Annotated in this window: 17 protein-coding genes; 8 read left to right on the top strand and 9 right to left on the bottom strand. The window is 59.9% G+C overall.

Annotation, left to right across the window (positions count from 1 at the left end; genetic code table 11):
* Window position 1: 1 nt before the first annotated feature.
* The 5 genes from RJ40_RS03140 to RJ40_RS03120 all read left to right on the top strand — a co-directional run bounded on the left by RJ40_RS03140 (window position 2) and on the right by RJ40_RS03120 (window position 5,047).
* Window positions 2–1,258, top strand: coding sequence for a purple acid phosphatase family protein (locus RJ40_RS03140; RefSeq protein ID WP_265581902.1), 1,257 nt, complete (start codon window positions 2–4; stop codon window positions 1,256–1,258).
* 4 nt (window positions 1,259–1,262) lie between these two features.
* Window positions 1,263–2,114, top strand: coding sequence for an argininosuccinate synthase (locus tag RJ40_RS03135; protein ID WP_265581901.1), 852 nt, complete (start codon window positions 1,263–1,265; stop codon window positions 2,112–2,114).
* Window positions 2,111–2,695 carry a molybdopterin-dependent oxidoreductase gene (locus RJ40_RS03130; protein ID WP_265581900.1) on the top strand — a complete coding sequence of 195 codons (585 nt, stop codon included), beginning with the start codon at window positions 2,111–2,113 and terminating at the stop codon, window positions 2,693–2,695. The genes RJ40_RS03135 and RJ40_RS03130 overlap by 4 nt, the downstream gene beginning before the upstream one ends.
* Window positions 2,692–3,687: a tungstate ABC transporter substrate-binding protein WtpA gene (gene wtpA, locus RJ40_RS03125; RefSeq protein ID WP_265581899.1), complete on the top strand. Its 996-nt coding sequence runs from the start codon at window positions 2,692–2,694 to the stop codon at window positions 3,685–3,687. Before RJ40_RS03130 ends, wtpA begins: the two co-directional genes overlap by 4 nt.
* A gap of 187 nt (window positions 3,688–3,874) precedes the next feature.
* Window positions 3,875–5,047: a PocR ligand-binding domain-containing protein gene (locus RJ40_RS03120; RefSeq protein ID WP_265581898.1), complete on the top strand. Its 1,173-nt coding sequence runs from the start codon at window positions 3,875–3,877 to the stop codon at window positions 5,045–5,047.
* 519 nt (window positions 5,048–5,566) lie between these two features.
* Here RJ40_RS03120 and RJ40_RS03115 read toward each other — a convergent pair.
* From RJ40_RS03115 to RJ40_RS03105, 3 genes are read right to left on the bottom strand one after another with little or no spacing between them, the layout of a single operon-like run.
* On the bottom strand, window positions 5,567–6,679 hold the full coding sequence (locus tag RJ40_RS03115; RefSeq protein ID WP_265581897.1) for a 3-isopropylmalate dehydrogenase: 1,113 nt from the start codon (window positions 6,677–6,679) through the stop codon (window positions 5,567–5,569).
* Window positions 6,658–7,155, bottom strand: coding sequence for a 3-isopropylmalate dehydratase small subunit (locus RJ40_RS03110; RefSeq protein WP_265581896.1), 498 nt, complete (start codon window positions 7,153–7,155; stop codon window positions 6,658–6,660). Before RJ40_RS03110 ends, RJ40_RS03115 begins: the two co-directional genes overlap by 22 nt.
* Window positions 7,156–7,157: 2 nt before the next feature.
* The gene (locus tag RJ40_RS03105) at window positions 7,158–8,411 is read right to left on the bottom strand and encodes a 3-isopropylmalate dehydratase large subunit (RefSeq protein WP_265581895.1); all 1,254 of its coding nucleotides are present in this window, start codon (window positions 8,409–8,411) and stop codon (window positions 7,158–7,160) included.
* Between the two features lie 84 nt (window positions 8,412–8,495).
* Here RJ40_RS03105 and RJ40_RS03100 point away from each other — a divergent pair, with 84 nt between their 5' ends.
* Window positions 8,496–8,777, top strand: a complete 282-nt coding sequence (locus RJ40_RS03100; RefSeq protein WP_265581894.1) for a hypothetical protein — start codon at window positions 8,496–8,498, stop codon at window positions 8,775–8,777.
* A gap of 98 nt (window positions 8,778–8,875) precedes the next feature.
* Entirely contained in the window at window positions 8,876–9,745 is an 870-nt protein-coding gene (locus RJ40_RS03095; RefSeq protein ID WP_265581893.1) for an ion transporter, read from the top strand.
* Between the two features lie 5 nt (window positions 9,746–9,750).
* Here the strand turns inward: RJ40_RS03095 and RJ40_RS03090 are convergent, their stop codons facing one another.
* Window positions 9,751–10,335 carry a HemK2/MTQ2 family protein methyltransferase gene (locus RJ40_RS03090; protein ID WP_265581892.1) on the bottom strand — a complete coding sequence of 195 codons (585 nt, stop codon included), beginning with the start codon at window positions 10,333–10,335 and terminating at the stop codon, window positions 9,751–9,753.
* Between the two features lie 101 nt (window positions 10,336–10,436).
* On the opposite strand from RJ40_RS03090, the gene RJ40_RS03085 reads away from it, so the two are divergent.
* Complete coding sequence (locus RJ40_RS03085) at window positions 10,437–11,231, top strand: ABC transporter ATP-binding protein (protein ID WP_265581891.1); 795 nt, start codon at window positions 10,437–10,439, stop codon at window positions 11,229–11,231.
* Window positions 11,232–11,873: 642 nt separating this feature from the next.
* On the opposite strand, the gene RJ40_RS03080 is transcribed toward RJ40_RS03085, so the two are convergent.
* The 5 genes from RJ40_RS03080 to RJ40_RS03060 form a co-directional block, all read right to left on the bottom strand.
* Window positions 11,874–12,284, bottom strand: a complete 411-nt coding sequence (locus tag RJ40_RS03080) for a hypothetical protein (protein ID WP_265581890.1) — start codon at window positions 12,282–12,284, stop codon at window positions 11,874–11,876.
* A 174-nt stretch (window positions 12,285–12,458) separates the two neighbouring features.
* Window positions 12,459–14,180 (bottom strand): immunoglobulin-like domain-containing protein, encoded by a 1,722-nt coding sequence (locus tag RJ40_RS03075; protein WP_265581889.1) that lies wholly within the window; start codon window positions 14,178–14,180, stop codon window positions 12,459–12,461.
* A gap of 1,113 nt (window positions 14,181–15,293) precedes the next feature.
* Complete coding sequence (locus RJ40_RS03070) at window positions 15,294–17,387, bottom strand: minichromosome maintenance protein MCM (RefSeq protein WP_265581888.1); 2,094 nt, start codon at window positions 17,385–17,387, stop codon at window positions 15,294–15,296.
* Window positions 17,387–19,510, bottom strand: coding sequence for a minichromosome maintenance protein MCM (locus RJ40_RS03065; protein ID WP_265581887.1), 2,124 nt, complete (start codon window positions 19,508–19,510; stop codon window positions 17,387–17,389). Before RJ40_RS03065 ends, RJ40_RS03070 begins: the two co-directional genes overlap by 1 nt.
* A gap of 39 nt (window positions 19,511–19,549) precedes the next feature.
* Window positions 19,550–20,518, bottom strand: a complete 969-nt coding sequence (locus RJ40_RS03060) for a replication factor C small subunit (RefSeq protein ID WP_265581886.1) — start codon at window positions 20,516–20,518, stop codon at window positions 19,550–19,552.
* Window positions 20,519–20,520 lie beyond the last annotated feature (2 nt).

Below are 20,520 nucleotides of genomic sequence, written 5' to 3'. Positions count from 1 at the left end.
CGTGAAACCAGATCGCAGGTATCTCGGAGCATGGCTCTTTCTTGCCATGCTTCTTCTCCCTGCTGCAGCCGCGGCCGCAGGGACTGATCTCCTCTGGGGGCCGTATGTCACCGGGACCGACGAGACTTCGGCGGTCATATCATGGAAGACCGTCGAGCCGACCGGGGGTGCGGTGGCGTACGCCGACGAAGCGGCCTTCCTGAAAGGAGAGTATACCGTTGAGGTGACCAGCCTGGAAGAAGCTCCCCTTCACCATATCACCCTCACCAATCTCACACCAGGGATGGTCTACCACTATGTAGTGAGAACAGACGAGGTGACCAGCCCGGACTGCCGGTTCAGAACCTTTGGAGATGGGCCGTGCACCTTTGTGGTCTATAGCGACACGAGGGGCCAGGCCCCGTATTTCACCCCACTTGAGCGGCACAAACTCGTTGCCGACCGGATTGCAGAGGAGAAGAACCTCTCCTTTGTCCTCCACTGCGGTGACTTCGTCACCTTCGGCCACGACCTCGACGAATGGGATCAGTTCTTTGCATCCGGGCGGCGGATGCTTGCAAACACTACGATCTACCCGGCCCTCGGCAACCATGAGGGGAACCGCTCGGTGTACTACGAGACCTTCGGGGTGCCTGAGTGGTACTCTTTTGAATGCGGCCAGGCTCACATCGCTGTCCTCGATTCCAATGACTGGGCAAAAGGACGGCTTGACGAAGAGACCGCATGGCTGGAAGAGGATCTTGCCGGCGCAGGAAATCAGTGGGCCTTTGCTGCCTTCCACCATCCAATATTCTCATCCAATGAACGGCACTGGGGCGGGGACCGCACCCTGCGCGAATCCTGGGCCCCGCTCTTCGAGCGCCACGGTGTCGCCGGAGTCTTCAGCGGGCATGTCCATGCTTACGAGCACTACGAGGTGAATGGGACAGAATACTTTGTGATCCCCTGCGGCGGGGAGGCGCTCTACCCCCTTGCGGAGGAGAAGATGGTCGGGTACGCTAACGGCCTTGAGCACACCCTCGCCTACCTGCGAGTTCAGGTGACCGCAGATCGTGTCACGGCCGAGGTGATACCGGTGGCCAGACTCTCCGAGGATAGCAGGGAGGTCGTGTATCTCTACCCCCCGAACAGCACATTCGAGAGGGTTGAGATGACGCCGCAGAGAGCGGGAGAAGATGCCGCACAGGCACCACTCTCTCCCTTCTGCGCATGTGCAGCGGCCGGTATCGCCGCTCTGTGGCTGAGAAAAGAAAGGTGATTGTATGAACAGAACAAAAAGTGTATTTCTGATTCTGCTCCTCTGTGCATGTTTCGCAGGGGTGCAGGCCGCATCGACAGACTCGGTGCATGTGGTAAAACTTGCAGACGACGGCACCACGGTGCTCAACGAGACGACAGTCGACTACCAGTGGATGGAGAAAAACCTCCCGGTGCTCGGGGACGGGGTGACGCATTACTACCACCAGGGCCCGGTCTTTGCCGAGGACAAAGAGGCCCAGTGGGACAGGAACGAGACCGCCAACTTCAAGGACCGCGGCGCGGTGAAGGGCACAAATGTCGCCGACCTCTGCGACCTGGTCGGCGGGATGGCGCCCGGTGACGAGGTGATGATCAAGGCGGGCGACGGGTATCATATCGAGTTTGGGTATCAGAATGTCTATGAACCCGCGCCGCGCCAGGGACCGATCGGTATCTGCTGGTACAATGGCGAGGACGCAACTGTCGGCGAGCGGCAGGGCGTCGGGTACCCCCCTGACTATCATGCCGGCATGCGCCTGGTTTTCTTTGCCGACGACTCCACCAACCCGGAGGGCAAGCATGTCTTCGGGAACCAGGATATGCGCGAGTGCTTCCCGCCTGAACGTCTCCATCTCTTTAACGACCTCTATCCCTCGACCTCAGGCTACACTGTAAAGTGGATCGATGAGGTGCGGGTCTATGAAGGAGGATATAATGGAGTGAAGAATGTCCCGGTCAAGTCACTCCAGGGATCTGCTGCGGTTGAGACGACAGAGGTTCCGACGGCCGCAAAGACTGCCCAGAGCCCTGCTCCGATTCTCGGACTGCTGGCCGGGCTTGGTCTTGCCGGGTTTGCATGGAGGATGCGGGGATGAAGGCTCGTTTCGTCCGGTTCCTGGTCGTCTTCGCCCTCATCTGCGCTGCGGCCGCCTGTGGGTGTACTGGAACCACCGGGAGTACCGATCCCGCCGCTCAGGCGGGAGAAGATGTCGCCTGGAATCTCACGGTCACGGACGGCACCCAGGAAAAGGTGCTCTCCTTCTCTGAGATCAAGGCGCTTCCTGCCTGGGAGGGTTATGGCTATGCAGTTTCCACGGTCGGGATCAAGTACGGGCCGTACACGGTGAAGGGCGTATCTCTCACAACGCTGTTCGATCTGGTCGGCGGGTTTGGAGAAGGCGATCAGGTCGGAATATCGGCACCTGACGGTTACTACTGGGTCTTCGATGACGAACAGGTGGCCGGGAAGGGTTTTGTGACCTTCGACGAGAACCTCAAGGAAAAACCCTCACCAGATCTTACCCTGGTCCTCGCCTACGAGTTCAACGGGACGGCGATCCCTGACGGGGACGGCGGGCCGCTCAGGATGGTGGTCGGCACCGATGAACCGAGCACCATCACCGAGGGGAGCGCTTGGGTGAAGTGGGTGGACCGGATCGAGGTGGAACGCTCATGAGGGGCACCCCCCTCGTTCTCCTCGCCCTTGTAGCGGTCTTTGCCGTTGCTGCCGGGTGCACCGGTGGCGACAACACGCCCACCACCCTCCGGGTCGTCCCGGCCGGGAGTCTTCTTCTCCCCATGGAAGAGGTGGAGGTCGGGTTTGAGGCGTCCCACCCCGGTGTGGACGTCCAGATCGAGGGGCACGGTTCCATCCAGTGCGTGAGGCAGGTGACCGACCTCCACCGTGACATCGATGTGGTGGTGGTCGCAGACGAGGCCCTCATCCCCGACATGATGTACCGATCGATGAAGGAGGGGGAAGGGAACTACACCGACTCGTACACCCCCTTCGCCACCAACCAGATGGTCGTCGCCTACACCAACCACAGTCTGTATGCCGATGAGATCACTTCAGAGAACTGGTATGAGGTGCTTGCCAGACCAGACGTCGTCGTCGGGATCTCAAACCCCATGCTCGACGCCGCAGGCTACCGTTCGCTGATGGTGACGACGCTTGCCGAAGACTACTATGGCAACGACTCTATCTACGACGCCATCCTTGGCGACCATCTCAAACCGGCGCTGGAGGTTTCTCAGGAAGGGTCCGTCACCGTGATCACGCTCCCCGAGGTGCTCAAGGCCGAGGGCGAGATGGTGCGGGTGCGGGACGGGAGCATCTATCTTCTCTCTCTCCTGGACGCCGGCGGGGTGGACTATGCCTTCGAGTACCTGAGCGTCGCCGAGGGGCATGGCCTGCAGTATGTCACTCTGCCGACTGAGATCGATCTCAGTTCGGCGGCATATGCAGATGACTATGAGAAGGCCGTGGTCAAACTTGGTTTTCAGCGGTTCGGTTCCATCGGGAGCGAGCGGGTCGGCAACCCCATCGTCTATGCGGCGACGGTCCCGAACACTGCCCCTCACCCCAACCTTGCCCGCGAGTTCATGGACTATATGATTGTCCGGTTCTCGGAAGGCCCTGGTGAGGGGTGGCCCTCGCCCCTTTGAGCACGATAGAACGCGAAAGTATGGCAAATTGCTATAATTCTATTCCTTTTTGTTCGATCTATCATGTAAAATAATTGAAATATTCAAAAAATCTATATGGATTCAGGGAATGATTATATTGCCTTATCATCATAACCAGAAGATAAGACCTGGCACGTTCCTCAGAGAAGCCGGGATTTGATCGAGTATGAGAGATCCTCTTGTTGACGAAACTCCTGAACTCTCCCGGCTGTACCGCACACTCAATGAGGTCAGCGAACTCCTCGGAGTCAGGTCCAGCATCGTCACGCTTGAGGGTCATGAGTGTGTCTCTGTCGGGGAGATGCGAATCTGCTCGGATTTTCACAGGAAGCATACGGCGAGCGGGCGGGCGTGCAGGACATGCATGACCGGGATCGGCACCTATGCTTCATCAAGGAATTCTTTTGTGTTTCTCTGTCCTCATCGCCTCTGGCGGGTTGCCGTCCCGATCGTTCTCAGGGAGAGGCATGTGGCGACCCTCCTCGGGCCGCCGTTTTTCCGCTCTGAAGAGGAACAGAAGTCAGGCTATTTTCTGGCCATGGCACAGCGTTATGGGTATCCGGTTCGAGAATACACCGATGCTCTGATGGAGGTGCCGATACTCCCTGAAGAGGAGGTCGAACAGGCCAGGAAGAGTTACCGTGTCCTTGCGCGTTTACTCTCATATGGTCTGACCCTTTCCCATCGGTCTGCGGTTGAGGCCAGAGATAGGATAAAGGTCGAAGAACGACTGAAGCGCTCGGAAGATATTCTCAGGACGGCATTCGAGCACACCGGAACGGCAATGGCGGTGGTCATGGACGACGGGTTCCTGGTCCATGCCAATACACGGTTTGGAGAAATTCTCGGGGAAGATCCGCGTCTTCTGAAAGGGCGGCGCTGGACTTCATTTGTCGATCCTGACCGGCAGCAGGTGCTTGATGAGTTCCACCGATGCAGGAAGGAGGATCTCGCGTCCGCCCCTGACCAGTATGAGGTCGTACTCCGGCGGGTCGACGGGAAGGAGGTCGAGGTGCTCCTGACCGTGGGGAAGATTTCGGAACGGCCTCTGTATCTGCTCTCTCTTCTGGACATCAGCGAGCGCCGAAAGATGGAGGTTCTCAGGAAGGAGGCGCTCGATCAGATCGATCGGAATTTCGCACAACTCGCCTCGCTCAATGATCGGATCAGAAACCCTCTCTCGGTCATTGTCGGGCTTGCCGAGATAGGTGACAATGAGTTCTCCGAGCAGGTGATCCGGCATGCTCGTGAGATCGACGCCCTCGTCACCGACCTTGACCAGTGCTGGCTGGAGTCGGGTGTGGTGCGACGGTTCCTCAAGAAGCACTACGATGAATAGTGGCGAGTCAAGAACAAAAGGTCGCCACGAGAATGTGCCTGAACAATAGAGATCTCTGGCCTCTCTCACGAAGAGTATATCCCAAAAGTATCCAGGGCTTGAACAGTCGCCCTGGTTCGATACCAATTCACCGCCATCTCTCTGCCTTCCCGGCCCGATCTTCATCTCGGGGGTCCGGGGGCAGCGCCCCCGGCGCGAGTATTGGGGAAGGCACTTCGTTCAGACGGGCCACCCCCCAGAAGGATGAGGAATGCTAACTGTTTTCTCGCGCCGGGGGGGGCGAAGTGCTCGGTTCCCGGTATCCTCAAGGCCAGGAGAAGAGGAACTGAGGGCTTCAACAGTGTCGATCCTTCCACACTCAGAAGTGTCGCTCAGAACAATGTTCATGCGGTATGCCTGAAGCGCGTTCCCGGCTGATGCCTGATTCAACAGAGTCGAAAAAAGTATCAAACATTTGAGTGATGACCGGGAATAAGGCTCCGGAACGCCGGGACACCATTCCCGAAAGAAAAGGTTGTGTTATCCCCGCAACAGCGCCGCGACGTGGTCGCCGACGTCTGCAGTCTTTGCCGCGCCGCCGAGGTCGCGGGTCACCACGCCGTCCCGGATCGTCCCCTCGATCGCCTCCACGACCCCCTCCGCTGCCTCGTGCTCGCCGAGATAGTCGAGGAGGAGGGCGCCCGCCCAGATGGTGGCGATGGGGTTGGCGACGCCGAGGCCCCGGTACTTCGGGGCCGAACCATGGATGGGCTCGAACATCGAAGTGCCCGTCGGGTTGATGTTCCCGCCCGGCGCGAGGCCGAGACCGCCCTGGATCATCGCTCCGAGATCGGTGACGATGTCGCCGAACATGTTCGGGGTGACCACGACATCGAACCACTCCGGGTTCTTGACAAACCACATCGTCACGGCGTCGACGAAGGTGAGCTCGGTCGCCACGCCGGGGTGGCGCCCCTCGACCTCGGAGAAGACCTCCCGCCAGAGCCCGTAGACATCGGAGAGGACGTTCGCCTTGTCGACCGAAGCCACCCGTCGCTGCCGCCGTTCGGCGAGGTCGAAGGCGTACTCCATCACCCGCCGGCAGCCCTCGCGGGAGAGGACGCCGATCTGGTAGGCGATCTCCTCGGCGTCGCTCTCGACGTCGAGACCGAACTTCACCGAGTACAGGTCCCTGACGACCTCGAGTTCCTTTTTCTCACTCTGCCTGAAGCGCGACCCGATCCCGACATAGAAGTCCTCGGTGTTCTCGCGCACCACGACGAAGTCGATGTCTTCAGGCCCCTTGCCGACGAGCGGGCTCTGGATCCCGTGCAGGAGACGGATCGGCCTGAGGTTCACGTACTCGTCGAAGGAGAACCGCATCTTGAGGAGGATCCCCTTCTCCAGGATGCCGGGCTTCACGCGCTCGTCGCCGATGGACCCGAAATAGATCGCCGGGTATCCGGAGATTTCTTTGAGTTCCTCCTCGGTGACCAGCACGCCGGTCTCCAGGTACCGCTCGGCCCCGATATCGAAGTCGGTCCAGTCGATATCGAAACCGTACCGCTCCCCCGCGGCATCGAGGACTTTTTTGCCCTCGTCGAGGATCTCGGGGCCGATGCCGTCGCCGCCTATCGCTGCGACCCTGTACATAATTCCACCTCCTTCATCTCTTTTGCATATTCGACCAGTCCGCCGGCATCGATGATCGCCTGCATGAAGGGCGGCACCGGTTCGATGGGGTAGGCGACGCCGTCGGACGTCAACACACCATTGTCTATGTCGACCGTCGCCTCGTGCCCTTCTTCGAGCCCGCCGGTGTCAGGACAGACCAGGGGGAGGAGCCCGGTGTTCACCGCATTGCGGTAGAAGATCCTGGCAAAGGACTCGGCCACGACGATCTTCACCCCCGCGCCGAGGAGGGCGAGAGGGGCGTGCTCGCGGGAGGAGCCGCAGCCGAAGTTCTTGCCCGCGACGATGATGTCGCCGGGCTGCACCCCGGTTCTGCAGTCGTCCCTCGTCCCTTCGAAGAGATGCACCGCGAGTTTTTCGGGTTCGTACTCGGTGAGGAACCGCCCCGGGATGATTGCGTCAGTATCGATGTCGTCGCCGAATTTCCAGATCCGCATTTTCACAACTCCCTCGGGTCGGTGATCGCGCCGGTGATCGCGCTCGCCGCCGCTGTCGCCGGCGAGCAGAGGTAGACCTCCGCCTCGGTGCTCCCCTGCCGTCCCCTGAAGTTGCGGTTCGAGGTGGAGAGCGAGACCTCGCCGGGGGCGAGGAGCCCGAAGGCCCCGCCCATGCACGGGCCGCAGCACGGCGCCTCGACAAGCGCACCCGCTTCGACGAATTTTTCGATCAGTCCGGCCCTGAGGGTCTTGAGGTACTCTTCCTTCGAGGCCGGGACGACGATCACCCGTATGTCGTCGGAGAATTTCCGGTCGCCGAGCACTTCGGCGGCCTCGACGAAGTCCTCATACCGACCGTTCGTGCACGAACCGATGAAGACCTGGTCGATGTGAGTCCCGGCGACCTCGCCGACGTCGACGACATGGTCCACATTGTGGGGGACCGCGACCTGCGGGACGAGATCGGTGACGTCGTATGCGCGGCGGTCGGCATAGACGGCGTCCCGGTCGGGGGCGAGGTCGGCGATCTCCGCACCGGGCCGCCTGGCCTGCACGTATTCCCTGGTGACGGCGTCGGGTGGGACGATACCTGCCTTTGCGCCCATCTCGATGGCCATGTTGCAGCAGGTCATCCGTCCAGTCATCGGCATCGTCTCGATGGTCTCTCCGCAGAATTCAAGCGCCTGGTAGGTGGCGCCGCCCGCGCCGATGTCGCCGGCGATGGAGAGGATGAGATCTTTTGCCCCGACGCGGGGGGCGAAGGTGCCGCTCACTGTGACCTCGATCGATTCGGGCACTCTGAAGTAGAGGGCGCCGAACTTGAGGACGAAGCCCATGTCGGTCGACCCGATGCCGGTCGCAAACGCTCCTGCGGCTCCGTAGGTGCAGGTGTGCGAGTCCGAACCGACAATGATCTCTCCCGGAGCGGCATGTCCCTTCTCCATGAGCACCTGGTGACAGACGCCCTCGCGAAGGTCGTAGTTGTGGATCTCCTGCTCGCGGGCGAACTCCCGCATGAACTGCTGGTTCTCGGCCGCCGGAACTGAGTCGGCCGGAACCTGGTGGTCGAAGAGCATCACGATCCGTGCCGGATCGAAGACCTGCTCTCCATCCATCTCTTTGAACACTCTGACGGCGAGGGGGCCGGTGATGTCGTGGACCATTGCCCGGTCCACCGGGGCCATCACCACCTCGCCTGCCCGTACCCCCCGGTCGCACCGGGAGGAGAAGATCTTCTCGACAAGCGTCGCACCCATGGATGATCACCCTTCATGGTTTCTGTGGGGGTTTCAACCTTTGGGCGACGGAAGATTGATGGCGGTAGGGGGTGAGGTGCTTCCATGCTCAGGTGTCCGAAGTGCGGGAGCACCGACCTCTACCAGGTGCTCGGGGGGTATGCAGGCACGAGGTACCGGTGCAAGCGGTGCGGGTACACCGGTTCCTTTGTCGTCGAGTCGGATGAGGAACTTCCGCCGCTGTCTGAGGAAGATGGGGCCGGGGCGGAAAAATCGGGTTCGGTCTACCGCTGGATCAAGATCATCGGGTTCCTCCTTCTCGTCTTCATCGCGCTGAATTATCTCGTCGGGATCCTTCGCAGGATGCTGACAGTGATGGGAGCCTGAGGGTCGGAGAGAAGTTTTCTTCTCCCTTCCGGGTCGTCGCCCTCCCTGATCGAGATCACAAATCCCTTTTTGATGAACGTGGACTGGTACTGCAGGATATGTCCAGGTACCGACTTTATAACATCCTTGAAGGGACCGACGAAGGAGGTACGGCGGGTAAGGTGTTCAACACTTTTATCGTCGCCCTCATCGTCGCCAACGTGGCCGCCGTCGTCCTGGGAACCGATGCGTTCCTCTATCTGAGGTATCAGTTCTTCTTCGACTGGTTCGAGATCTTCTCGGTTGCGATCTTCACGGCGGAGTACGCCCTCCGCCTCTGGACGGCGCCCTGCAACCCCGGGTTTGTGGGTCCGGGTGGCCGGGTGCGTTTTGCCGCGTCCCCCATGGCGATCATCGATCTCGTCGCCATCCTGCCCTTCTATCTGCCGATGATCATCCCTCTCGACCTCAGGGTACTGCGGATGCTGCGCCTGCTCAGAGTCTTTCGGCTCTTCAAACTCTATCGGTATTCCGAGGCTCTCAAAATGCTTGAGCGGGTCGTTAAGGCTGAGAAGGAGGCACTCGTCGTTGTCGGATTTGTCCTCGTCGTCCTCCTTGTCCTCACCTCGACCGTGATGTATTGTGTCGAGCATAATGCCCAGCCCGAGGCCTTCTCCAGCATCCCGATGGCGATGTGGTGGGCGGTGGCGACGCTCACCACCGTCGGGTATGGGGACGTCTACCCGATCACCCCGTTCGGCAAACTCCTCGGCGGTTTTATCGCGATCCTGGGGATCGGGATGTTCGCGCTCCCGGCCGGGATCCTTGCCTCGGCCTTCGGTGACGAGATCAAAAACCGGCATGAGAAAAAGCGTATCTGCCCGCACTGTGGGCGGTGCATCGACGATCAGCCAGGGAGCGAGGAGGAGTATGTGAGTGGTGCTGAGGATGGGCTGACTCAGCCAGGACAGCCTGACGCCTCTCACTGACCCGGTCACGCACGGCAGGTGCAGAGGTCTCGGCTGATCCGCAGCACCAGCAGTTCTTCCCCCTCGACCTCCTCGCGTGCGACAAGGAGTACGGTGTAGCCGAGGTCCGCGAAGAGTTGCCTCACCTCGTCGGGCCCGGTGAGCGAGGAGATGAGGAGGAGGATCCTTCCGTAGGGGGCGAGCACCCGCCCGACCTCTTCGGCAAACCGCTCGATGGTTACCCGTCCGGTCGGGCCGCCGTCCAGCGCATACTCCAGCCAGTCGTCGATCCGCTCCTCCGGCAGGGTCGGGAGGTAGGGGGGATTGAAGAGGACGAGGTCGAAGGGCCCCTTCAAACCCGCGAAGAGGTCGGTGCGCACTGTCTCGACGCCGAGGGACTGCCCGGCCCCGACCGCATGGGGGTTGATGTCGGTGGCGACGACAGCGGCGGCCCGCTCCCTGAGGGCGGCGATCACCGTCCCGCTCCCGCACCCCACTTCGAGGACGCGGTCGTCGGGCCGCACTTCGTCGAGGGCGGCGTCACGCAGGAGGAAGGTGTCCTCCGCGGGCTGGTAGACCTGGTCGTCGGGGGAGCGTGAGAAGAGGGACATGTTATATAATATCATAGGATGTGAGGAGGCTTGAGTCCTGCGGTGAGGGTGCGTACCCGCCACCGCAACGGGTATCAGGACAGACCTGAGATCAGAGTATCATGAAGGCCCCGCACTCGCCGCCGTTGCTGAACTTTGCCGACCTCACCGTGATGAGAGGGGACAAAAAAGTCCTCGACTCCCTCTCCCTCACGGTCGGTGCCGGCGAGCACCTTGCGGTCCTCGGGCCGAACGGTGCGGGGAAGTCGTCGCTGATCAGGACGATCACCCGCGAGTATTATCCGTTGATGCAGGAGGGTCGGCGATTCAAAATCCTCGGGCAGGAAGTATGGGACGTGAGCGGACTTCGCTCCATGCTCGGCATCGTATCGCCCGACCTGCAGTTCACTTTTTCCCGGAAGATCACCGGGCGCGAGGTGGTCCTCTCCGGGTTCTTCGCCAGCGTCGGGCTCTACCATCACGAGGTCACCGCCGCGATGGAGGAGCGGGCCGACGAAGTCCTCGGGTTCCTGGAGGTCGAGCACCTCGGCAACCGTCCCATGACGGAGATGTCCACCGGCGAGGCGCGGCGTTTCCTGATCGGGCGGGCGCTGGTCCATGACCCGACAGCACTCATCCTCGACGAACCCACCGCAGGCCTCGACCTCCACGCTCTCCATTCTTTCCGCTCGGTGCTGCGAAAGATCGCCTGCTCGGGCACCGGCGTGATCCTGGTCACCCACAATCTCCACGACATCATCCCCGAGATCTCACGGGTGGTCATGATGAAGGACGGGCGGGTATATGGGGACGGTCCGAAGGAGGAGGTGCTGACCGACGGGGTGATCGGCGGGCTCTTCGATGTGCCGGTGCATATCAGGGAAGAGGGCGGGTGGTATTATGCGACCGGGTATTAGGGTGGCGGTTGCACGTTTGCACCCTGGTTGCACCGAAGTTGCACCGGAAAAGTGCAATGAAAGCGGACGGAGGAACGGGCTTAGAGTACCTATTCTAGAGAGAGGAGAGAGATCTCTCTCTCCTATAGTACTAGATTGCACCGGATTGAGGGAGCACCCGACACGCTCGATCGGTCGGGGTCTCTGTGAGGGTGTGCGTGCGATCGGGATCCGGGTGCACATGAGGATCAAATCCCGGTTAATATGCTTTGATGGATGAATAGGGCTCAAAAGATCTCTTATTCGATGGCATTGGCGGAGTGCAAAATCGGTGTAATCCGGTGCACAGGTGCAAACAAGACGGCGATGCATTTCCTCGTCGGCATGCGGTGGGACTGTTGTTCAGGGGTCTATGGAGGTCAGTATGATGATCATCGAATATAGTGTTTGCTTATGAGTTCTTCTCTCCAGGAAAAAGATGTGAGGATTGATCCCGTGCCTTCCCGGATCGGTGCGCCGGGGTGAAGAGAACTTCTCACCGATCGCTTCGATGCTCCTGAGAACCGATCATTTTGGCACTTCGTCGCGGAGATGCTCACCGCAGGACGGTAAGCACCAGAAGAATGGCGAACGAGTTTTTTTTTCTCGTGGTATCTCTTCTGTTCACGGTACCCGCTCAAACGATTCGTTGAAGAAGAGGAATGACGTGTCGTCATATTTCATCATCAGGTCATTGCCCAGATAAACGGAATCTGTACGGTTGGCATTATCCCTGATTTTACAATAGGTCGGGTAGGGTTTGTTCCGATCCGGAGAGTTCGGTACCTCCGCACCTCCGCCTCGTACTTCTCCGGCCTGTTCATCGACGGTGAAGGCGAAGAGGATGTCCCGGTACCTGATGAAGAGTTTCGGATCTCGATCGCAGCAGGGATCATCTCGCGGACATGAATGAAATATCACCGCAATTTTTTCCGGAATTCCACCGCGCCTGATCAGTTCCTGTGCTCTTTTGTCGTGAAGCGCGATCCCGGCGATAGAGGATCCGTTTGTCGTGATAAGTTCGGGAGTGTCCACAGGGATCGTGGAGAGATCGATGCCGTACTGTTCTTCCGCGGTCGATGCCGGTTCGGGGGTGGTTGCAGGAGGAGAGATCGTCTCCGTCTCCTCCTCGACACAGCACCCTACGACTGAGATCAGAATCAGAAATAGTAGTAGAAGTGATAGGTTTTGTATTTTCTCGCCGTCCTCTCATAGATCTCCTGTTCGGATCTCCTCTTGAATGGTGAACTCCCCGGATACGAACTCGATGGGGCCTTTGTAGGTACCGAACCTGAGGACAATCCGGTATATCCCCGGAGGTGTGGTCATGTTCTCCTCTAACCTGGATTCGCATTTTGTGCCGCCTGTGTCCCACCAGTACGTTTTCTTCTCACCTGGTTGAAGATTCCATCCTTTAGCCATTATATGATAGTCTGTGCAGGGGAGAATATCGGCAGGGGCCCAGTTGCCGTTTTTCTTCGTCTGGATTTCGAGAGGGGTGTTTGAAGGAAAACGACTTTCTTCAGCACCATTGTTTATGACCTGGAACGTGACGACGTCCCCGGCAGAGTACGATGTTTCATCGGTGACGATCTCCAGGTGGGAACCGTCTGAGAAGGTGGATATGTTGTACATCTCAGGTTCGCCTTCTGGCCTCTCCATGAGGGTAAACTCATCGGATGCAAAACCCCCGTGAAAGACGATTCTGTACTGACCAGGGGGTGGGGTTGTCATCTTTTTGTCGGCGATCCGGCAGCCTTTACTGGTATCCCACATGAACGTTTTCGTTTCGCCGGGATGAACAGACCAGATATTTTCTGTCGGCCCCATATTCACGCCAAATGCCCTGAAACTGATCCAGGTGCCGTTCTGTTTTATCTGGGCGCCGGCGGGGGCACCGTACAGGAACTCGATATTTTTATGTCCGTTATTCTCGATCCCGAATGTCACGATGCCGCCGATATAGTACGACTCGTGATCGGTGAACACCCTGACGCCACGGTCGTCGTGGAGTGTGGGAGTAGGGGACGGAGGAGTTTCAAGAGGGAGAGGGGGAGTTGCGGAGAGGTTTTCCGGCGGTGAAAATCCCGTTTGCACTGCCCTGATCCGGTTGATAAGGGCGTGCAACCCCGCTGGCCATATCGCATGGTCGTCGACATCGAACCTCGATGTGGTGTTGGAGCACCATCCTCGACTCCTGACATCGGGTGCATTCACCGCCGGTTCCTCTGCCTCTCTTTCGACTTCACCCGATCCCGAGGGGGCGATCGATATGATATCAGGTCTTGTGCTCAGTTCGAGTATCATATCAGGAGGCAGGTCGGCAAAGATCGACGGAGAGAGTTTGCTGGCGTAGGTGATCTCGATCCCCTCCGCCCTGAGACGATCGATCACCGGCTTTTCATGCGAGAGATACATTTCAATTCGGGACGCGCGCAATTCTTTTTCTCTTTCGTCGCTCGTGTCTCTTTCGATCTCAAGCATGTTCTCCGGTTCGGTCATCCAGATCCATACGGATATATTCTCATCCGGGTCTGCTGTCAGGAATTTTTTGTATAGATCCGGAGAGAACTTTCCATATCGATCCAGATCCTCTGCATGATCGGTTTCTGCAACCCGATCGAGATCCACGGCATTCAGATTCTCGTCCAGACTGATTGAATAATACGTCCCGGACTGCGTATCCCTCATCTTAAATGAGTAGATTTTTTCACCGGTGAGAGGAGACTGCGCTACCGTCGAATGACGGATCTCCAGTTGTTCTATGGGAATAGCACCCCTTTCAGAAACCACTTTGAGGGCTTTTTCTTCAAAAATCTGTTTGTCGTCTGGAGATTCTGAAAGAGAATCTGCACTTGCTCCTGTCACCATACTCACCAGCAACAGTATCATGAATATGGAGAATGACCACATCCTGGTCCTTCTGTTCATCTGATGTCCTCCCTATTTCTCCAGGAAGGCGGAGGATCGCAACGGCCATCTCTGATGAAAACCAACAACCCGATTGGCCTTCTAGAAGTCACAAGGGGCCGGGCGTGTACACCGATCAAGGATGCCCGACCCCCTGTAGGACGTCTGTTCAGGCGTCCACGATAGGTAGTATAATTCCATTTGTATATGTGGCTTGTGAGCTCAATCTCTACATATTGGAGCTCTGTAGAATCGAGCATGAGGCAAGAGCACGCCTCAGGCATACGGGATGAAAATTTCTCATCGCTTGATCTCTCTTTTTCAAGACTGAAGAACCGATAGGGATCTTGTTCCATCGCCGCCCCCACCTATCCTCGCCGTGGGGGTCCGGGGGGTGCAACCCCCCGGCGCGAGAGGGCGGTGAAGAGTCTGCGATGGGGGCGGCCGATCTGATCGACGTGCCTTCCCGCACCCTCGTGCCGGGGGCGCTGCCCCCGGATCCCCGGGATGAAGATGGGGCCGGGAAGGCAGAAGATCTCTCTGTCATCTGCGTATCACACATGAAGGAGTTTGGAGAATTCAATCCATCATGCAAACCTGGAGAGACGATTTTCAGGATCATTTTCATGGTAATTCCTCTAGGTGGTTATCTCTGCGGGGGGCTAGCCGCCCCCCGGTCCCCCCACGCGAAGATAGGCGGGGGACGGCAATCCTCTCTTCATGATCATTGATGATGCCTTCCCGGCCCTATCTTCGTCCCGGGGGTCCGGGGGCATTGCCCCCGGCGTGAGCATGGGGGAAGGCGGTTGAATCATACTCGAACCAAGAAAAGGTGAGGTTTTCTACAGAGCCCATATTGGAAAAAATGGGCTTTGTAGAAAACATCTTGATGTTTCTCTTCGACGAGGGGCTTGCCGCTCCCCGAGAACCCCCGCGTGAGCGATAGGCGGTGGACTGCAACCCCCTTTCATAGTCATTTCTCCACCCTCCACCCCAATCTTCATTATGGGGGTATCGGGGGCGGAGCCCCTCGGCATAAGCATGAGGGAAGGCGATAGATTCAGTTCAAAGGGGGGTTGAGGTGATGAAAAAGGATGTTTTCTACAGAGCCGAAAAAAGAGAAACCGTTGATCCTCAGATCAACCGTACAATCCCCCGCCTCGGCTGCATCGCCTGACCGAAGCGGAACATCTTCTCCAGTTGCTCCTCGACCTCCTCGCGGTCGAAGCCCTCGCTGGCCAGCGCCTCGATCACCTCGGCGGTCCTGGCCGTGCCGTCCTCGCCGCTGAGTTCTTTGATCGTGTCTTTGATCGTGCGGATGAGATCGCGTTTCTTCTTGGTGATCCCGCTCGCCCACTTGTCGATGTCCAGGGTGCCGGTCTCGGCGTCATAGGCGACCTGCCGGAGACAGAGGTCGACGATCTTGACGACCCGCTCGGCGTCCGCGGGCTCGACGGTGCGTGAGAGCCGGATGCGTGCGCTCGCCTCGCCGAGGCGGACGAGGGCTTCGAGTTGTCGCGCCGTCACCGGCACCGGTTTGTTCTCGTCGGCCAGGTGACGGAGTTTGAGATAGTAGGCGATGAGGATCTCCTTTGCCTCGTCGGTGATGAGGGGCGTGATATGCCGTTTCGAGTAGGCGACATACTTGCGGAGCACCTCGGGCGGGATGGGCGGGTCGACGGTGACGCTCTCCGCGGCCAGGAGGTCGGCGTGGTCCGGGGAGACCGGGCCGGTCTGCTGCTGCATGATCAACTCGCCCACCCGGTGGGCAGAGACGATGTGGTTGGCGATCGCCGAGTCCCGCTTCTCGTCAGGTTTGTCGGTCAGGATGAAGATGAGGTCGAACCTGGAGAGGAGCGAGGGGGGCATATTGATCTGTTCGGCGATGGGTGCGTAGGCATCGAACCGCCCGAGTTTGGGGTTGGCCGCGCCGAGGAGGGCGCAGCGCGAGCGGAGCGTCGCCGTGATCCCGGCCTTGGCCACCGAGATCGTCTGCTGCTCCATCGCCTCGTGGAGGGCGCTGCGGTCCTCCTTCGCCATCTTGTCCATCTCGTCGACGGCTGCGACGCCCATGTCGGCAAGGACGAGGGCACCCGCCTCAAGGGTCCAACTGCCGTCCCCGAAGTCGTCCTTCACCGCGGTCGCCGTCAGCCCTGCCGAGGTGGAGGACTTGCCCGAGGTATAGATCCCCCGCGGCGAGAGTTTGACGACATACCTGAGCATCTGGGACTTGGCGATGCCCGGGTCGCCGACCAGGAGCATGTGGATGTCGCCGCGCAGGCGCGAACCGTCTGGCAGATCCTTGGCCACCCCACCGAAGAGCTGGAGGGCGATCGCCTCCTTCACCTCGGTGTTCCCGTAGATGGAGGGGGCGATCGAGGCGGTGATCTTCCGGTACAATTCTGGGTCTTCGGAGAGCGATCTGATCTCAGCCTCGTCCTCCTCTGAGATGTTCACCTCCTCGAACTCCTTCTCAGGCGCCTCCACTGAGGAACATTCCAGGTAGAGGTCGAAGAGCGTGGACTTCGTCCCATAGTTCACCCGCTGTTTCGAGCGGAGGATCCCGTTGAAGACCACCCGGTCGCCGGGGGCGACCGAACCGGTGAGATCGTCGGCCACCTCCACGTCGAGGGTCTGCGGCCGCTCGCCGCCCCGCAAGCCTTCGGGTGACTCCTGGACCCGCACCTTCTGCGAGTCGACGAAACGCGACCGCGTCGGGACGAGCTTCAGTTTTTTGCGTTTGCACTCGGGGTTCGAGCACTCGTCGGGCTCCTCGAACTGCCCGAGACCCTGCCGTATCCTCGTCTCGGTCCCGCACCCCGGACACTGGAAGAAGGCCTCGATGATCCTGGGGCGGACATCGGTGGTCTTCCTGATGATCCCCTGGACCGAGACGAAGCGGGCGATATGATAGGCCCTGATGTCCCTGATCCCGGTGACCCGCTCGATGTGGTGGAAGCGGATGTTGACCTTCCTGATCTTCTCCTCATCGATGACGGTCATCTGGCGCAGGGCGTCGCGGATATCCCCGATCGCCTTGCCCGGCTTCTCGATCACCTCGTCGGCCAGACGCAGTCCGGAGGCGCCCGAGGCCTGCAGGGTCTGGTAGTCGATGTACAGCGAGCGCTTGAACGGGAACTCCCGTTCGACCTCGGCGACCTCCCGCTTGCAGTACCTGGAGAGGAAGGCCACCCACTCCCCGACCACGTCGGTGATCTCGTCGGCCATCAGTAGTCACGCTCCAGCAACCGCACGATCCCCGGCCGCGTCTCGACCACCTCGCCCTGGTTCCTGAGCATCTTGACCGCCGCCTCGATCTTCTCCTTCGTAAAGCCCTGTTTGAGCATCTCCTCGATCACCTGTTCGAGGTTCGCCGACCCGTCCTCGCCGCCGACATCTCTGATCACTTCCTTCACGGTCCGCACAATGTCGCGCTGCTGCTTCGAGATCCCGGTCGTCCACTTGTCGATATCAAAGGTGCCCGACTCGGCGTCGTAGGCCACCTGCCGCAGGCAGGTGTCGACGATCTTGATCACACGCTCGGCATCACCAAGATCGACCGTCTGGGAGAGCCGGATCCGCGCACTTGCCTCGCCCAGACGGACCAGGGCTTCGAGCTGTCGCGCCGTCACCGGCACCGGTTTGTTGGTGTCGGCGAGATCCCTGAGTTTGAGATAGTAGTCTCGCAGGGCGTCTCGCGCCTCGGGGACGATCGTCGGGAAACAGGTCCGCTTGGCATACGCGATGTACTTCCTGAAGAGGAGCGGGTCGATGTCGGGAGTGACCGGTTTGAGTTGCTGCTCGATGTATGCGTCGTCCACGCCCTCGACCGGCATCCGCTTCTTCTTCTCGATCAGTTCGCCGACCGAGTGGGACTTGAGGATGTGCTCGGCGATGGCCATGTCCCGCGCCGAGTCGGGTTTGTCGGTCATGATGAAGATGAGGTCGAAACGCGAGAGGAGGGACGGAGGCATGTTGATCTGCTCGGCGATGGGTGCGTACTCGTCGAAACGGCCCATCTTCGGGTTGGCCGCACCGAGGAGGGCGCAGCGCGACTTCAGCGTGGCGGTGATCCCTGCCTTGGCGATGGACACCGTCTGCTGTTCCATCGCCTCGTGCAGGGCGCTCCGGTCCTCTTTGTCCATCTTGTCCAGTTCATCGACGGCCGCCATACCCATGTCGGCGAGGACGAGGGCACCGGCCTCCAGGGTCCAGCGCCCGTCGCCGAACTCGTCCTTCACCGCCGTCGCGGTCAACCCGGCCGAGGTGGAGGACTTGCCCGAGGTATAGATCCCGCGGGGGGAGAGCTGCACGATATAGCGGAGAAGTTGAGACTTTGCGATACCCGGATCGCCGACCAGAAGCATGTGGATGTCGCCTCTCAGGCGCGAACCGTCGGGCATCTCTTTCGGGATCCCGCCGAAGAGTTGGAGGGCCACCGCCTCCTTCACATCGGTGTTGCCGTAGATCGTCGGGGCGATGGACCGGGCGATCTTGGAGTAGATCTTTTCGTCATGGGAGAGTTCCTGGATCGCCGCCTCGTCCTCCTCGGAGATGTTCACCTCCTCGAACTCTTTCTCGGCCACCTCGATGGCGTTGCACTCGACATAGATGTCGAAGAGCGTGGACTTGGTCCCGCCGTTCACCCGCTGGAACGAACGGAGGATCCCGTTGATCACCACGCGGTCGCCGGGGGCCGACGAACCGGTGAGGTCGTCGGTGACGTCGACGTCGATGGTCTGGGGCTGTTCGCCGCCCCGCAGTCCTTCGGGCGACTCCTGGATCCGCAGTTTCTGGGCGTCGACGAAGGTGGAGTGTTCGGGGACGAGTTCGAGCGGCGTCTTCTTCTGGCACTGCGCACACACCCGGAAGGGTTCCTGGTATTTCCCATAACTCTGCGGATATGGCGGAGTGATCGTCCCGCACTCCAGACACTTGAAGACCGCGGCGGTGATCCTGGGCCTGACCTCGGTGGTCTTCCTGAGGATCCCCTCGACGGCGACGAAGGTGTTGATCTGGTTGGACCTGATGTCCCGGATCTTCGTCTTCCTGGTCAGGTTGGTGAACCTGATATGGACTCGTCTGCGGTCTTTCTCCGTGATGATCCCGAGACGGACCAGGGCGTCCTTGACGTCGGCCATCACCTTCTCGGGCTTCTCGACGAGCTGGTCGGCGAGGGTCAGTCCTCGTCGCCCGAAGGCCTCGAGGTTCCGGTAGTCGATGTAGAGAGACCGCTTGTGCGGGAACTCCTTGGCGAGTTCGACCCGCTCTTTCTTGTTGTACTGTCGCTTGAGGAACTTCTCCCAGTCGGCGACAACGTCGGTCACGTCTGCATTCTCTCTTGCTGCCATGTACCTCCTCTGTGGTGGGGGAGTGGGTTGTCTGCCTCTCTACGCCTGTTTCTGCGCAGAGAGGACGAAAAGGGCGATGAGGGCTTCCATCTGGATCTCAGCGTCGGCCCCTTCGGAGATCCTGAAGTCGGCCTCGCCGAGGTGGTCGATGTAGGCGACCTTGAGGGCGGTCGAGATCTCGCTCCTGACGACGGTCCTGAAGCACTGGTTGATCAGTTCGTTGGGTGCGATCCCGCGGTCGCGCATCAGGTACCTGAGCGCGCCCTGTGCCCCTGCAAAGTCGCCTGCCATCGAGAAATCGAGGAGTTCTGCGATCTCTTCCGGGCGGGCGGTGGAGGTGGTCTCGTAGATCATCGTCTCGTCGATTTCTTTGGAGAGGATCGCCGCGCCCTGGAGGGCGTTGAGCGCCTTTCTCATGTCGCCCTCGGCGATGTCGGCGATCGCGAGGATGGCCGGATCCGAGATCGTGATCCCCTCGGTCTCCGCAACCCGCCGCACCTGCTCGGCGATCGCGCTTTCGTCGAGGGGTTTGAACCGGTAGATGGCGCACCTGCTCTGGATGGGGTCGATGATCTTGGAGGAATAGTTGCAGGAGAGGATGAACCGGCAGGTCATCGCGTAGTTCTCCATCGTCCGCCGCAGCGCCGCCTGAGCGTCGTTGGTGAGGGCGTCGGCCTCGTCCAGGAAGAGGATCTTGAAGGTCGCGCCGCCGAGGGGTGAGGTCCGGGCAAACTGTTTGATCTGGTTGCGCACGACGTCGATCCCCCGTTCGTCGGAGGCGTTCAACTCCCGGAAGTTCATCTGCCAGGTCTCGCCGAAGAACTCCTTTGCGAGGGCCACCGCCGCGGTGGTCTTGCCGACCCCGGCCGTGCCGGTGAAGAGCAGGTGGGGGAGGTCGCCGCTCCGGACATATGACTTGAGCCGCTCGACAATCTCCGTCTGGCCCACCATATCTGCGAGGGTGTGTGGACGGTACTTCTCGATCCAGATGGTGCTGTTGCCCTCCATTA

The sequence above is a fragment of the Methanofollis aquaemaris genome, from assembly GCF_017357525.1.
GTDB classification, from domain to species: Archaea; Halobacteriota; Methanomicrobia; order Methanomicrobiales; family Methanofollaceae; genus Methanofollis; species Methanofollis aquaemaris.
This window is presented reverse-complemented; position numbering and strand designations above follow the sequence as displayed.